We start from the raw sequence: 15,211 nt of genomic DNA, 5'->3' as shown, positions 1-15,211 counted from the left end.
CAACCCTCTTCGCCCCAGGTTGTCGCTCCTGACCCTGGGGCATTTTTTTGCTCGCGCCAAGGTGCGCGCCGACCGTGCACGGCTAGATCAGGCCGCCGTTGACCCCTATCACCTGGCCGTTGACCCAGTCGCCCTCCTCGCTGACCAGAAAGGCCACGACATTGGCGATATCCGCGGGGCTGCCGAGGCGCTCCAGGGGCGCCTGCTTGGCCAGCCGCTCGACCAGTTCCACCCGTTTGCCACTGAGGAACAGGTCGGTTGCAGTCGGCCCCGGGGCGATGGCGTTGACGCAGATGCTGCGCCCGCGCAGCTCCTTGGCGAATACCCGGGTCAGGCATTCCACCGCGGCCTTGGAGGCGGCGAACAGCGAATAGCCCGGCAGCGCCAGGGCCACCGCGCTGGAGGAGAAGTTGACGATCCGCCCGCCTTCGCGCAGACGCGTCGCCGCCAGGCGCAGGGTGTTGAAGGTGCCTTTGGTGTTGATCGCGAACAGCCGCTGGTACAGCCCATCGTCGCTGTCGGCGAGATTGACCATGCCGGGCTGGATGATCCCGGCGTTGTTGATCAGGATGTCGACGGCGCCGAACTCCACCTCCGCCTGGTCGAACAATGCTTCGACCGCGACCGGGTCGCTGACGTCGGCCAGCACCGCATAGGCCTGGCCGCCGGCGCGGGCGATGTCGCGGACCACCTGCTCGGCGTCGGCCGGCCGCGAGGTGTAGTTCACCACCACGCGGATGCCGTCGGCGGCCAGGCGTTTGGCAATGGCTGCCCCTATTCCCCGCGAGGCGCCTGTGACTATGGCTACTTTCGGCATGGGCACTCCCGAGCGTGCGGCTCAAGCACCCACCGTGGATCCGGCGAACGCCGTGCACGTCTTTAGCAGTGGTATAGCCGCCTTTGCTCCTTCGCGTTCGACCAGTCATCCCCAACTCGGACAGACGAGCAACGCCGGGCTGGCACTCTATGGACAGTGACTGGGGCCAGGTGCCGCCCGATCAGCCACAGTCCGCCACTGCTGCACACTAACTTGGCGGAAAACCGCCACTCGCTGTGAGGTGCATCACGCCGTTCTTTCGACGAGCCCCGGCTTCGCGCGATACCCAGCTTTTGGCTCAGGCATTGCACTACGCAGAGCTCAGGCGCGAAGGCCGCGCGCGGTATTGCCGGAACGCCCCGCGAGCAGGCCGGTCGCAGCCGCCGATCCCGACAACAAGAAAGGACATGTCAATGCTCAAGTCATTCCTCGCCATGGCCGCGTGCGCCCTGGCGCTCGCCGTCGTCAGTGCCCAGGCTGCCTCCCAGGAGCCGATCCTGATCAAGTTCTCCCATGTGGTCGCCGACAACACTCCGAAGGGCCAAGGCGCCCTGCTATTCAAGCAACTGGTCGAGGAGCGCCTGGCTGGCAAGGTCCGGGTCGAGGTCTACGCCAACTCTTCGCACTATGGCGATGCCGATGAACTGGCGGCGCTGCGCAAGAACGAGGTCCAGTTACTGGCCCCGTCCCTGGCCAAGTTCGGCCAGTATACCCAGCAGCTGCAGGTGTTCGATCTGCCCTTTCTGTTCGATGACCTGGACGCCGTCAATCGCTTCCAGAAACGCGCCAAGGGTCGCCAATTGCTGCGTTCCATGGAGGCGCACGATATCGTCGGGCTGGCCTACTGGCACAACGGCATGAAGCAGTTGTCGGCGAGCAAGGCCTTGCTGCTGCCGATCGACGCGGCGGGGCTGAACTTCCGCATCCAGCCTTCCGAGGTGCTCGATGCACAGTTCCGGCAGCTTGGGGCGCAATCACAGGCTATGCCATTCGCCGAGGTGTTCGAGGCGCTGCAGAGCGGACGGGTACAGGGGGCGGAGAATCCCTGGTCAAACATCTACAGCAAGAACCTGCACCGCGTGCAGCCCTATATCAGCGAGACCAACCACGGCGTGCTCGACTACATGCTGGTGAGCAATCCGCGCTTCTGGTACGCCATTCCCCATACGATCCGGGTTGAACTGGAGGCTATAGTCGATGAGGTCTCCTATGCGGTGAACCGCCAGGCCGAGGCCGATAACCGGGCCGACCGCCAACGCATCGAGGCCTCCGGTAGTAGCCAGGTGATTAGCCTGAGCGCCGAACAGCGCGAGGCCTGGCGTAACGCCATGCGTCCGGTGTGGCAGCAGTTCGAGGCGCAGATTGGTACCGATGTACTGAAGGCTGCGCAGGCCGTCAACCGCAAGTCGCTCCGTTGAACGATTGCTGCCCCTGACCGGCAGCGCTCACTCGGCGCCGACCAAAACGCCACCGTCCAAGGCCTGGATGAACTGATCGGCAGGCAACGGATGGCCGAGCAGAAAGCCCTGCAGCGAGTTGCAGCCCAGCTCGGTGAGAAAACTCTTCTGCTGCAGGGTTTCCACGCCCTCGGCGACGATGCGCAGGTTCAGCGCCTGGCCCAGGGCGACGATGGCGGAGATGATTGCCGCATCGTCGCTGTCATGCACCAGATCGCTGACGAAGCCGCGGTCGATCTTCAGCTCGTTGGCGGGCAGGCGCTTGAGGTAGAGCAGGCTGGAGTAGCCGGTGCCGAAGTCGTCGATGGACAGGTCTACGCCCATCTCGGCCAGGAGATTGAGCACCTGCAGGGTCGCGTCGGCATCGCTCATCGCCGTGGTCTCGGTGATCTCCAGGGTCAGGCAGTTGGCCGGCAGCGCATGCTGTTGCAGCGCCGTGGCGACACTGTCGATCAGGCCGGCATGGCAGAACTGCAGCGCCGACAGGTTCACCGCCACGCGCCAGTCGCGGTGACCCTGCTCGTACCATTGGCGCATCTGCCGGCAGGCCTGGTCGAGCACCCATTCGCCGATGACGATGATCATCCCGGTCTTTTCCGCCTGCTCGATGAACTCGGCCGGCGAGACGATGCCGCGCTCCGGATGCTGCCAGCGCAACAGGGCTTCGGCTCCGGTCGGTCGGCCGTTCAGGGCATCGAACTTGGGCTGGTAGTAGAGACGGAACTCGTCGCGCTCCAGGGCCATGCGCAAGTCATGCAGCAGCTGCAATTGCTTGCGCGCATTGGCGTTCATCGACGCCTCGAAGAAGCTGTAGCCGTTCTTGCCTGCGCCCTTGGCGTGGTACATGGCCGCATCGGCATTGCGCAGCAGGGCCTGCTGATCCTCGCCATCGCCGGGATAGAGGGCGATGCCGACGCTGGTGGACACGCGCAGCTCATGTTCGCCGACTGTGAAGGGCTGGCTGATCAGCTGGACTATCTGTTCGGCGAGATTCACCGCATCGTCCGCCTCGCGCAGCTCCGCCAGCAGCACGAACTCATCGCCGCCGACCCGCGCCAGGGTGTCCTGGGCGCGCAGGCGCTGGCGCAGTCGTTCGCCCACCGCGCACAGCAGCAGGTCGCCGAGGTGATGGCCAAAGGCGTCGTTGACCGGCTTGAAGCCGTCCAAATCCATGAACATCAGCGCAAAATGGCCGCCTCTGCGCGCCATTTTGTGAATACTCTGGCCGATCCGGTCTTCCAGCAGCAGGCGGTTGGGCAGCTTGGTCAGGGGATCATGCAGCGCCAACTGGGTCAGTTCGCGGTTGGCCTGGGCCAAGGACTCGCTCAGCCTGGCGACTTGCGCCTGCATGCGCGCATCGAGCAGCGAGGTAAGCAGGGCAATTACCAACACCGCCAGTGTCGCGGTACTGACCAATCCCGCTAGCCAGGCGCTGTCCAGGCCAGTGCCGGCCGCCAGGCAAAAGCTGTCGAGCGGAAAGTTGGCCGCGGCCATGCCGGTGAAATGCATGCCGACTATCGCGCCGCCCATGACCAGGGCCGCCGCGGCGCGTGCCAGGCGCACCGATGGGCCTGGCAGGCGCAGGCGAAAGGCGATCCACAGCGAGGCCGCAGAGGCGGCGACGGCGATTAGCAGGGACAGGCCGAACAGCACGGGGTCGTAATCGATGCCCGGCTGCATGCGTAGGGCCTGCATCCCCACGTAGTGCATGGCACTGATACCGGCGCCCATGACCAGCGAGCCGAGCAGCCAGTGCCAGCGAGGCATCTGCGGCTGGCTCACCAGCCACAGGGCGAATCCCGAGGCGAGCACGGCCATGGCCAAGGACAGCAGGGTGATGACGAGGTCGTAGCCCAGGGGGATCGGCAGGCTCATGGCGAGCATGCCGATAAAATGCATCGACCAGATGCCGATGCCCATGGCCAACGCGCCGCCGGCGATCCACAGGGGCAGCGCCAGGCCCTTGGCCGTGGCGATACGCCCGGCCAGGTCGAGGGCGGTATAGGAGGCCAGCATGGCCACTGCCAGGGATGTCAGCACCAGGGAAAAATCGTAGCTCGCGATCAGCATGACAACGCTCTATGCGCCGCCGGGCGACAGCCCGGGAACAGAGGGTTAAGTTCTGGAGTGAAGCCGGCGCCCTGGAGAGGCGAGCGCATCCCGACTGGGAGCCCCGGCTTCATGCAGGCCACTTGCAGCTACATTTCCGCGACAAGTGCCCGGGATCTTAACCAATAAAGTTGTGAGCCGTTACCCAAAATTCGAAACAGGACAGCCACTTGCTTAACAAAGCTTGAGTGATTCCCCATCTGTCGCAGCCTGCCGGCTGCGTTGACACCGACCCCGGGGCGGCGCTGCGTCGCGAGTGCGCCCCTGGGCCGGGCTAAGCTTGTGGGCATGGTTAGCGCCACTTTTCGCTTCTACGAGGAGCTCAATGACTTCCTGGCCCCTGCGCGCCGGCGCAGGGCGTTCGAGTGCGACTGCGCGCAGGCGGCGACGGTCAAGCACATGATCGAGGCGCTCGGTGTGCCCCATACCGAGGTGGAACTGGTGCTGCTCAACGGCGAGTCGGTCGGTTTCGAGCGAATGCTGCTGGACGGCGACCGGGTGGCGGTCTATCCGAAGTTCGGGCGCCTGGACATCAGCCCGTTGCTCAAGGTGCGCGATCGGCCGCTGCGCGTGCTGCGCTTCGTCGCCGACGCCCATCTCGGCGGACTGGCCCGGCTGCTCCGCATGCTGGGCTTCGACACGCTCTACGACAATCACTTCGAGGACGCGGCCATCGCCGAGTTGGCGGCGCAGGAAGGACGCATCGTGCTGACCCGCGACCGCGAGCTGCTCAAACGCAGCGTGATCAGCCACGGTTGTTATGTGCATGCGCTGAAACCGGCCCCGCAGCTGCGCGAGCTGTTCGAACGACTGGACCTGGCGCGCAGCATCAAGCCGTTTAGCCTGTGCCTGCATTGCAACCTGCCGCTGCAGCCGAGCGATCTCGAGGAGGCCCGCGAGCGGCTGCCCAGTCGCATCGGCTACAGCTACTCGCGCTTCATGCACTGCGCCGGCTGTCGCCGGCTGTATTGGGAGGGCAGCCATTGGCGCAACATGTGCGCCCTACTGGCGCCACTGCTCGAGTTAGGCAGCGACCCAGCGCCTCGCTAGGCAACCTCACGCCAACCCTGCGCGCTCAGTCCGGCACACGCAGGCCCTTCTCCCGCAGCCAGGCGGGATTGAACAGGCGCCTGGCGTACAGGCTGCCGCGGTCGCACAGCAGGGTCACCAGGGTGTGCCCGGGGCCGAGATCGCTGGCCAGGCGGACCGCCGCGCTGAGGTTGATGCCGCTGGAGCTGCCGACGAACAGCCCCTCCTCACGCAGCAGGCGGTAGACCATGTTGACGCACTGCTGGTCGTCGATCTGCAGTGCCGAGTCGATCTGGGTGTCCTTGAGGTTGGCCGTCACCCGGCTGGTGCCGATGCCTTCGGTGATGGAGCTGCCCTCGGCCAGCAGCTCGCCATCCAGTACCCAGTGGTAGAGCGCGCTGCCCATGGGGTCGGCGAGAACGATGCGCACGGCCGGGTTGCGTTCCTTCAGATAGCGCGACACGCCCGCCAGGGTACCGCCGGTGCCGGTGGCGCAGACGAAGGCATCGACCCGCCCCTCGGTGTCGCGCCAGATCTCCGGTCCTGTGGTGCGGTAGTGCACCTCGCGGTTGGCGGTGTTATCGAACTGGTTGGCCCAGATCGCCCCAGGCAGTTCCGCGGCCAGGCGCCCGGCGATCTTCTGGTAGTTGTGCGGGTCGCTGTAGGGCTTGGGCGGCACCGGGCGCACCTCGGCACCCAGATGGCGCAACAGCTCCAGTTTTTCCGGTGACTGGTTGTCGGGTATCACGATGATGCAGCGATAGCCGCGCACCGCGCAGATATGTGCCAGGCCGATGCCGGTATTGCCGGCGGTACCCTCGACCACGGTGCCGCCGCTGCGCAGTCGGCCGCTACGCTCGGCGTCCTCGATGATGCCCAGGGCGGCGCGATCCTTTACCGAACCGCCGGGGTTGAGAAACTCGGCCTTGGCCAGTATCTCGCAACCGGTTTCTGCGCTGAGCCGGGCAAGCCGGATCAGTGGTGTATTGCCGATCGCACCGATAAAACCCTCGCGCAGGCTCATGGTGCACCTCCAGCCAGCTGTAACCCTCTCAGTCTAGTGGGCCAAGTCGCCCCTTGCAGGCCGCCGTGGCGAGAGGTGCGAAGCAATGGCACGCGGGTGGGCCGAACGTTGCGGCTGGGTCAGCGCTTCAGCGCCATCAGCTGTTCGCGCATGCGCTGGTTTTCCTGTACCAGATGCCGCTGGGCGAAGGCGTCGCGCAGCTGGCTACGCAGATCGTCGGCATCCCAGGGTTTGGTGATGAAGCGGTAGATGACTCCTTCGTTGACCGACTTGAGGATATTGCGCACATCGGTGGAACCGCTCAGGACCATGCGGATGACCTCCGGATAGATCATCCTGACACGTCTCAGAAACTCCACGCCGTTCATGTCGGGCAGGCGCAGGTCGGTCAGCACCACATCGACGGGATGGGTCGCCAGCAGATTCAAGGCTTCCACGCTGTTGCCGGCGACCAGGACCTGGTAGTTCTCCTGGCGTAGCTCGCGCCGCAGCGAATTGAGGACGCCGGGCTCGTCGTCGATCAGCAACAGATGGGAAACCGGCTCGCCGGCCATGAGGGGTGGCAGTTGCAGCTCGCCATCTTCGTCGAGGAACTGCATGCAGGCTTTGGGCGGCAACGGCGGCGAGTAGTAGTAGCCCTGCAGCTCGTCGCAGCCGGCGGCGCGCAGAAAGCCCAGTTGCTCGGCGTTTTCCACGCCCTCGGCGATCACCTTGATGCCCAGGTTGTGGCCGATGGAGATCATCGAGCGCGCCAGGGACGCGCTGTCCGGGTCCAGGTGCACGTCGGTGACGAAGCTGCGGTCGATCTTCAGTTCGCTGAAGGGGAAGCGCTTGAGGTAGCCCAGCGATGAATAACCGGTGCCGAAATCGTCGATCGAGAAGCGAATACCCACCGAGATCAAGGCGCGCATGCGGGCCAGCACCTCATCGGCGTTGGTCATCAGCATGGACTCGGTGACTTCCAGCTTGACCAGCGATGGCGCCACCTCATGCTGGCGCAGGATGGCCTGGATGCGTTCGACGAACTCGGGCGCCATGAAGCTGATGGCGGAGAAGTTCACCGCGATGCTGCCGTTCAACAGCAGGTACTTCCATTCCTGCAGCTGCCGGCAGACGGCGTCGAAGACATAGAAATCGATGCCGACTATCAGTCCGGTTTCCTCGGCCAGGGGAATGAACTCGTCGGGCATCACCGTCTTGCCGTCCTGGCTCCAGCGGACCAGGGCTTCGAAGCCGCACAGGCGGCCGTTGTGCAGGTCCAGCTGCGGCTGGTAGACCACCTGGAACTCGTTGTACTGCAGGGCATGGCGCATCTCCCGCTCGAGCAGCAGGCGCCGCTGCATCTGCTCGTTCATCTGCGGGGTGAAGGCGCAGATGCGGTTCCGTCCCTGATGCTTGGCCTGGTACATGGCGGTATCGGCGTTGCGCAGCAGGGTGCTGATATCACGGCCGTCCTCCGGGAAGCAGCAGAAGCCGATGCTGCAGCTGACCACCACTTCCTGGCCGTCGAGTATCAAGGGGGCGGCGACGCTCTGTTTGAAACGCTCCAGGCCACCGAGGCGCTTGGTCATCTGGCCGCCATCGGCCAGCAGGATGACGAACTCGTCGCCGCCCAGGCGCGCCACGGTGTCGATCTCCCGGGCGCAGGCCTTGAGGCGCTCGGCGACCTGCACCAACAGCTGGTCGCCGGCGTTGTGGCCGAGGCTGTCGTTGACCACCTTGAAGTTGTCCAGATCCATGAAGGCCAGGGTGAACAGCCCCTCGTTGCGGCTGGCAAAGGCTATGGCCTGGAGGATGCGGTCGTTGAGCAGGTTGCGATTGGGCAAGCCGGTCAGGCTGTCGTGGTTGGCCTGGTGCTCCAATTCCTCCTGATAGCCCTTGGCCTCGGTGATGTCGTGGAGGATGCCGACGAAGTGGCTGATCTTGCCGCGATCGTTCACCACCGGGGCGAGGCGCAGTTCGTTCCAGAAGGCCGAGCCGTCCTTGCGGTAGTTGCGCAGGATGGCTCTGCCCTCCTCTTGGGCGCCCAGGGCCCGACGGATGCTGTCCAGCTCCGGTTGCTCGCGGTCGGAGCCCTGCAGGAAGCGGCAATTGCGCTCGAGCACCTCTTCGCTGCGGTAGCCGGTGATGCGTTCGAAGGCCGGATTGACGTAGACGATCGGCTGGTCCTCGCGCTGGTTGTCGGTGATGACGATGGCATTCACGCTGGCCTCCATGGCCCGCGTGCGGATGCGTATCTCCAGATCGCGCTGGCGCTGTTCGCTGATATCCTGGATCACCGCGATGGCGCCCTGCACCACGCCGTGTTCGTCCAGATAGGGCACTGCGGAATTGAGCGTGGTCTTGTGCGAGTCATCGAAGGCCTGGATGTCGATGACCTCATTGCGCATCACCTTGCCCTCGCGCACGGCCCGGGCCAGTGGCCAGTCTGGCGCATCCAGGGGCTCGCCATGCTCCGTCCAGGCGCCCCGGTAGCGGGCGTATTCGTCCAGCTCCGCCGGCTGCGGCCCGGCCCAGATCAAGCCGTTTTCCGGGTTGCTGAGAATCAGTCGCCCCCTGCTGTCGGCGACCGATACCCCGACCGGCAGGTTGTCGAGAATCTTGCGCAGCAGCGCCTCGCTCTGTCCCAGGGCCCGGGTGCGCTGTTCCACCAGCTGTTCGAGGCTCTCGAACAGCCGTACCCGCCCGAGCGCCATGGCCAACTGGCGACCGATCGAGGCCAGTGCGATAAGCGCATCCTCCGGCCAGGATTGACCCTTGTTACGCACCACATTGAGCATGCCGATGGTCTCGCCGCCGAGCTGCAGGGGGATGCTGGCATGACTGTGCTCGGCCATCTGCGCCAGGGCCGGACAGCCGGCGATATTGCTCGGCACGCTGAGCTGGTCACTCAGCCAGGCATGCCGGCACGGGCAGTCCGTGGAACAGGCCGCCAGGCGCTCCAGGCTGTAGTCGCCATCGCGGCCCCGGGCGTCCGCCACGCGCAAGGTGCCAACCTGCTCTGCGCCGTCGGCGAGCAGCAGCCAGGCACCGACCGCGTTGGGAAACTCGAGGATGCGCCCCAGGGCAGTCTGGATCACATGACGCTCGCTATTGGCGTCGGTCAGACCGCTGGTGAACTGGAACAGGCAGTTGAGCAGCGAGTTGCTGCGGGTCAGCTCGTCATGCTTGGCCAATAGCTCGTGGTTGAGCCTTACGCCCTGCTCGTAGGTGGAGATCAGCAGGTCGAGGATCTGCTGGCGACTGGCGGTGATGAAGTGGCGCTCGCCCTCCAGCACCACCTCCACGCCCATCTGCACCCGTTCGTTGCTGCGCAGCTCGAGATTGACCATGAAATAGCGGATGCGCGACATCAGGTACTTCTCGTCGTAAGGCTTGACGATGAAGTTGTCGGCGCCGCACGCCAGGCCATGCACCACGTCCCGGGCATCGGCCAGGCTGGTGACCAGGATCACCGGAATGCTCGCCGTGCGGGGATCGCCCTTGAGCTGGCGGCACAGCTCATAGCCGTCCATCTCCGGCATGACGATATCGCTGATGACGATGGTCGGCAGACGTTCGGCCAGGCAGGCCAAGCCTTCCACACCGTTGCGCGCGATGCGCGTCTGGCAGCCGGCCGCCTCGAGCAGGAACTGCAGTTCGGCGGCCTGGGTCGGGCTGTCCTCGACGATGAGAATTTCAGCATCCGTGAACATGGTTACTCTCCTCCCGGCAGGGTGCTGCAGGCAGCACCGCGCGAGGCAATGGTATTGAGCAGTGCGGCAATCGCCTCGGGTGGCAGCACCTGGCGCGCCGCATGCAGTCTGATCGCCGCCAGCGGCATGGCATCGATCACCGCGCTGGCGGGCTCCTGAGCGACCGTGAGAGCGCCGAGGCGATGCAACTCAAGCAGCCCCTCGGCGCCATCCCGACCCATACCGGATAGCTGAACGGCAATGGCCTGGTTGCCGAGGCACAGCGCAATGCTGCGGAACAGATGGTCGGCCGAAGGGCAGTACGCCTCGCCGTTCCTGCTCCGTAGCTGCGCCCGCAGATCGGCGCTGACCCCAAACTGTTTGCCATCCGGGGACAGGTACAGGACCCCCGGTTGCAGCGCCTGATCGTGTTCGGCGATGACCACGGATATCGTGCAGATGCTCGCCAGCCAGTCGCGGAAACTGGCCACGAATCCGGCGGCGATATGCTGGGCCAACAGCAACGGCCAGGGCTGCTGGGCCGTCAAGCGCGACAGCAGCTCTTTCAGGGCCACCGGACCACCGGCAGAGGCAGCGATTGCCACCAGGCGCGGGCGCCCGGCATAGAGCGGGCTGCCTTCCGCCGTCGCACCCTTCTTCAACGTGCGCGGGCGCCGCACTATCTTGACCTGCGCCATGTTGCGCAGGGTGCCCAGCAGTTCCTCGACCCGCTCCTCGAAGTTCGCCGCGCCAGGCCCACGGGGCTTCTCCAGAACGGCCAGGGCGCCGGCTTCCAGCGCATGCATGGCCGTGGCGGCACCGTACAGGTTGGCGCTGGCGGTCAATACCACCACCGGCAGTGCGTACTTTTCCAGTATCCGCGCGGTGGCTTCATAGCCATCCATGCCCGGCATGTGCACATCCATGGTGATGATGTCCGGTTGATAGCCGGCCAGCAGGCGCAAGGCCTGCTCGCCGCTGTCGGCTTCGCTCACCTCGAAGCCGGCGTTTTCCAGCACCGTGCGCAGCAGCACGCGCAGCACCGGCGAGTCGTCGACAATCAGTACGCGCATGACAGCTCCCAATCAGATCAGACGACGAATCGCGTCGAGCAGGCTGTCCTGCTCGAAACCGCTTTTCACCAGGTAGGCGCTGGCCCCGACCTCGAGGCCGCGGGCGCGGTCCTCGGCCGAGTGCAGCGCCGTCACCAGCACCACGGGTAGTTCCGCCAGCTCACGGTCACCGCGAATCCGCGCGGTGAGGGTGAAGCCGTCCATGCGCGGCATCTCCACGTCCGACACCAGCAGGTCGAACGCGCCCTGCTTCAGGGCGTTCCAGGCCTCCAGCCCGTCATTGGCGGTGGTGACCTGGTAGCCGGCCCCCTCGAGGATGGCCTTGAGCAGGCCGCGCGAGGTGAACGAGTCCTCGGCGATCAGCAAGCGTTGCGCCGTGGCGCCGGGCGCCTCGCCGTCGCGGCGCTGCAGGCTGCCGGCGCCGACGTTCAGGGCGCTGCGGTAGAGATCGCCCGGATGCAGGATGGGCACCAGCTGGCCGTCGCCGAGCAGGGTCGCGCCCAGCAGGTTGCGCACCCGCAGCAGCTGCTTGCCGAGGTTCTTCACGGTGATCTCCTGGTCGCCGAGCAGCTCGTCGACCAGCAGCACGAAGGGCTCGCCGCGCACCTTGAGCAGCAGCAGGGTCAGCTCGTCGCCGCTGCGCGCCGTGTCGCTCAGGCCCAGCACGTCGGCCAGGGCCCAGACCGGTAGAACGCGCCCGTCGAGGGCCAGCGAGGGGCGGTTCTCCAGGTTCTTCAGCGCACCGGCCGGCAGGCGCAGGCAGCGCTCGACCGCCAGTGCCGGTATGGCGAAGGTGCGTTCGGCGTTGCGCACGATCACCGCGCGGAAGGTCGACAGGCTCAGCGGCAGGTGCAGGTGGAAGCAGGTGCCCTGGCCGGGGCTGGACTGCAGCTCGATGCGCCCGCCGAGGCGCTCGACCACCTCCTGGACGATGGCCATGCCCAGGCCGCGCCCGGACAGGTCGGTGATCAGCGCGCTGGTCGACAGCCCGGAGCGAAAGATCAGCCGCTGGCTTTCCGCCTCGCTCAGCGCCTGGGCCTGCTCCGGGCTGAGCAGCCCGGCGGCGACTGCCTTGGCCTTGAGCGAAGCCGCCGAGATGCCGCCGCCATCATCCTGCACGCGCAGTTCGAAGCGATCCGCCGACTCCTGCAGCAATTCCACCTGAATCAGCCCGATCGCCGGCTTGCCGCTGGCCTCGCGCCGCTGGGGCGACTCCAGGCCGTGGTCCACGGCGTTGCGCAGCAGGTGGGTGAGTACCGTGCGCAGTTCGTCGAGGATGCGCTTGTCGACCTGCAGGTCGGTGCCGCGCACCTGCAGCTCGACCCGTTTGCCGGACTGACTGGCCAGGTCCTGGACCATCGCCGGCAGGCCCTCCACCAGCGTGCTGCCGGCCAGCAGCAGCACCGCCTGCAGCTCGCCGGCCTGGGCCTCGGATAGCTGGCTCAGGCCTTGCGCCAGGTGCTGCCCGGCCTTGGCCAGATGGATCGACTCGAAGTGCAGCTGATCGAGCTGCGCCTGGCTCCAGTTCAGGTAGTCGAGCACCCCTTTGAGGGCGTCGCGACTGGCCAGCGGCAGCTCGTCGAGCTGGGCGTGCAGGCGTTTCAGGTTGCCGGCGCCGAGCAACCGCTTGCCGCGCTGCGGCTCGAAGGCGGCGGCGTGTTCGCGCAGGCGGCGGGCATGGGCCTGGGCCTCGAGCTTGAGCTGCAGCAGGCTTTCGCTGTGGAACAGCAGGTTGTCCAGGCGCCGAGCCGAAACCCTCACCGTTCCCGGCTCCTGTGGCGGCGCCACGGCGGCTGGAACAGCCGCCGGCAGGCTGACCGCCTCGCCGCGCGCGGCGCTTTCCAAGCGCTCGCAGAACTGCTCGGGTGCGCCCGCCTCGACACTCTCGCCGAGGTGTAACTGCTGCACCAGGCGCAGGGCGTGCCGGCACAGTTCGACTCGCTCCGCCGTCAACTCGAGTAATCCACCACGTGCGGCGCTAAGCAGGCTCTCCCAGGCATGGCAGAGCCGCTCGATGGGGGCCAGGCCCACGGCCCTGGCGGCGCCTTTGAGACTGTGCACTTCGCGGAACAGCGACTCGATGGAGTCGCCGCTGGCCCCCGCCTGGCGCCAGTTGGCCAGGGTGTCGGCGAGCACGGCCAGGCGCTCTCCCGCCTCGATCCTGAAACTGTCGAGCAAACGTTCCTGCAGTGCCTTGCGATCCAGGCTCATGGGCGGCTCACAGCTTGAACTGGGCCGCCAGGCCCTGGAGTTTGAGACCCAGTTCGTGCAGGTTGCGGGTGGCCTGGTCCATCTGCCGGGTGCCGCTGACGTTGCTCTGGCTGGCCTCGCGTATGCTGGTCATGGCATTGGCCACCTGGTCCATGCCGACCATCTGCTGCTGGCTGGTAGCGGCAATCTGCAAGGCCATTTCGTTGGATTCGACGATGCTGCTGTCGAGGGCACGGATCGCCTCGCCGCTGCTCTGTGCCCGCTCATAGCCGGACTCCACCGTCTTGCTGCCCTGCTCGGCCAGCAGCACCGCCTTGGTCATGGCCTTCTGAATTTCACCGAGTATGCCGCGCACCTGGGCGGTGGCCTGCTTGGACTGGTCGGCGAGGGCCTTGACCTCCTGGGCCACCACCGAGAAACCCTTGCCGGTCTCGCCGGCGCGCATCGCCTCGATCGAGGCGTTGACCCCGAGCAGGTTGGACTGCTCGGCCAGGTCGCTGACCGAAGCGACGATCTCGCCGATGGTCTGGCTCTGCTCGCCCAGGCGCATGATGCTTTCCGCCACCGCCTGCATCTGCTCGCGAATCAGGCCCATGCCCTTGAGCGCCTCCTCCACCGCCTGCCGGCCGCCCTGGGCCACCTCGCGGGTACGCGCGGTGCTGTCGGCCACCGATTGCGCCTTGCTGCTGGCCAGCACCGCGGTCTGCTTGACCTCGTCCACCGTGGTGACGATCTCGCTGATGGCGGTAGCGGTTTCCTGGGTATTGGTGGCGACCTGGCTGGTGGCTGCCAGCACCTCCTCGCTGGAGGAGGCCAACACCGCAATGCCTTCGTTGAGCTCGCCGACCAGGTTGCGCAAATTGGCCAGCATGGTGGCGAAGGCGGTACCCAGCACATCCTGGTCGGACACCGGCTGGCTGTCCTGGCCGAGGTGACCCTGGGCCAGGTATTCGGCCTTGGCGGCCAGGGCCAGCAGGTACTGGCTCATCTGGCTGAAGGCCTGGGCCAGGCGGCCGACCTCGTCACGACGGGTCTCGCTGCGCAGCTCCCGGGGGATTTCACCACGGCTGATGCGCTCGGCCATCAGGGTCAGGTGCGCCAGAGGCTGGGCGATATGCCGGCTGAGCTGCCAGGCCATGGCAATGCCGAGCAGCAGCATCAGCAGCCCCATCAGCAACTGCTGCAGGCGCTGGCGCTCGACATGCGCCTGGGCCTCGGTCAGGATCTGCAGCACCTTCTGCTCGGTCAGCTCGGCCAAACGCTGCCCGAGGTCGTTGATCTGCTCCATGCGTTGCAACTGAATCCCCAGGGCCAGCGCCTCGGCCTGCTGCACCTGGCCGGCGCGAATAAGTGGCAGCAATTGCTGGTCACGGGTCTGCACGAAGGCGTCGCGCACGTTGATCAGCTGGTTGAGCAGCCGACCGGTGTCGCTTTCATCGCCCAGACCGGCGAGCAGTTCGTCGAACAGGCGGTCATTGGCCTTGGATAACTCCGCGATTTCGCCTTCGCTTTGCGCCAGGCGCGTGCCGGTCTCGCCATGGGCGTCGGCCATCGCCTGGAGCAGTTCGGCGCGCTGGGTGATGATGTTGACGCGCAGCTCCTTGACCTTGGACACCCGCTCGAAGCTGCGCTGGAACAAGGCGGCCTGGTTGTCCTGAAGGCTGGCGAAGCGTTGCAGCGAGGTGAGCAGCAGAGCGGCGAACCCGAGGATGAGTGCCGCGAAGACCAGTACCAGCTTGCTGCCGATACTCAGGTTGGCAATGCTTCTGAACATGCTTGATTCTCCTTGTCCCAGGGACTGAGCCACTGCCCAGGGC

At 66.0% G+C, this 15,211-nt stretch carries 9 protein-coding genes; 2 read left to right on the top strand and 7 right to left on the bottom strand.

The genetic code is table 11. The features are described 5' to 3' along the window. Positions 1 to 82: 82 nt before the first annotated feature. Entirely contained in the window at positions 83 to 817 is a 735-nt protein-coding gene (locus ACSX1D_RS11215; RefSeq protein ID WP_208706852.1) for an SDR family oxidoreductase, read from the bottom strand. A 413-nt stretch (positions 818 to 1,230) separates the two neighbouring features. Between ACSX1D_RS11215 and ACSX1D_RS11210 the strand changes: the two genes are divergently transcribed. Beyond that, positions 1,231 to 2,235, top strand: a complete 1,005-nt coding sequence (locus ACSX1D_RS11210; RefSeq protein ID WP_439858605.1) for a TRAP transporter substrate-binding protein — start codon at positions 1,231 to 1,233, stop codon at positions 2,233 to 2,235. A 27-nt stretch (positions 2,236 to 2,262) separates the two neighbouring features. On the opposite strand, the gene ACSX1D_RS11205 is transcribed toward ACSX1D_RS11210, so the two are convergent. Then, entirely contained in the window at positions 2,263 to 4,344 is a 2,082-nt protein-coding gene (locus tag ACSX1D_RS11205) for a putative bifunctional diguanylate cyclase/phosphodiesterase (protein WP_439858604.1), read from the bottom strand. A 327-nt stretch (positions 4,345 to 4,671) separates the two neighbouring features. Between ACSX1D_RS11205 and ACSX1D_RS11200 the strand changes: the two genes are divergently transcribed. Beyond that, positions 4,672 to 5,433 carry a Mut7-C RNAse domain-containing protein gene (locus ACSX1D_RS11200; protein WP_439858603.1) on the top strand — a complete coding sequence of 254 codons (762 nt, stop codon included), beginning with the start codon at positions 4,672 to 4,674 and terminating at the stop codon, positions 5,431 to 5,433. Positions 5,434 to 5,458: 25 nt separating this feature from the next. Here ACSX1D_RS11200 and ACSX1D_RS11195 read toward each other — a convergent pair whose 3' ends face one another. The 5 genes from ACSX1D_RS11195 to ACSX1D_RS11175 all read right to left on the bottom strand — a co-directional run bounded on the left by ACSX1D_RS11195 (position 5,459) and on the right by ACSX1D_RS11175 (position 15,168). After that, positions 5,459 to 6,436 carry a cysteine synthase A gene (locus ACSX1D_RS11195; RefSeq protein ID WP_439858602.1) on the bottom strand — a complete coding sequence of 326 codons (978 nt, stop codon included), beginning with the start codon at positions 6,434 to 6,436 and terminating at the stop codon, positions 5,459 to 5,461. 119 nt (positions 6,437 to 6,555) lie between these two features. Next, entirely contained in the window at positions 6,556 to 10,131 is a 3,576-nt protein-coding gene (locus ACSX1D_RS11190) for an EAL domain-containing protein (RefSeq protein WP_439858601.1), read from the bottom strand. Positions 10,132 to 10,133: 2 nt separating this feature from the next. Beyond that, on the bottom strand, positions 10,134 to 11,183 hold the full coding sequence (locus ACSX1D_RS11185; protein WP_439858600.1) for a chemotaxis protein CheB: 1,050 nt from the start codon (positions 11,181 to 11,183) through the stop codon (positions 10,134 to 10,136). A gap of 12 nt (positions 11,184 to 11,195) precedes the next feature. Then, positions 11,196 to 13,394: a hybrid sensor histidine kinase/response regulator gene (locus ACSX1D_RS11180; protein ID WP_439858599.1), complete on the bottom strand. Its 2,199-nt coding sequence runs from the start codon at positions 13,392 to 13,394 to the stop codon at positions 11,196 to 11,198. A gap of 7 nt (positions 13,395 to 13,401) precedes the next feature. Further along, complete coding sequence (locus tag ACSX1D_RS11175; protein WP_439858598.1) at positions 13,402 to 15,168, bottom strand: methyl-accepting chemotaxis protein; 1,767 nt, start codon at positions 15,166 to 15,168, stop codon at positions 13,402 to 13,404. Between the last annotated feature and the right edge of the window lie 43 nt (positions 15,169 to 15,211).

The organism is Pseudomonas sp. MBLB4136 (assembly GCF_051904765.1).
In the GTDB taxonomy this organism is placed as follows: Bacteria; Pseudomonadota; Gammaproteobacteria; order Pseudomonadales; family Pseudomonadaceae; genus Aquipseudomonas.
Note: the sequence above shows the minus strand (reverse complement) of the source record. Positions and strands in the feature narration are given on the sequence as shown.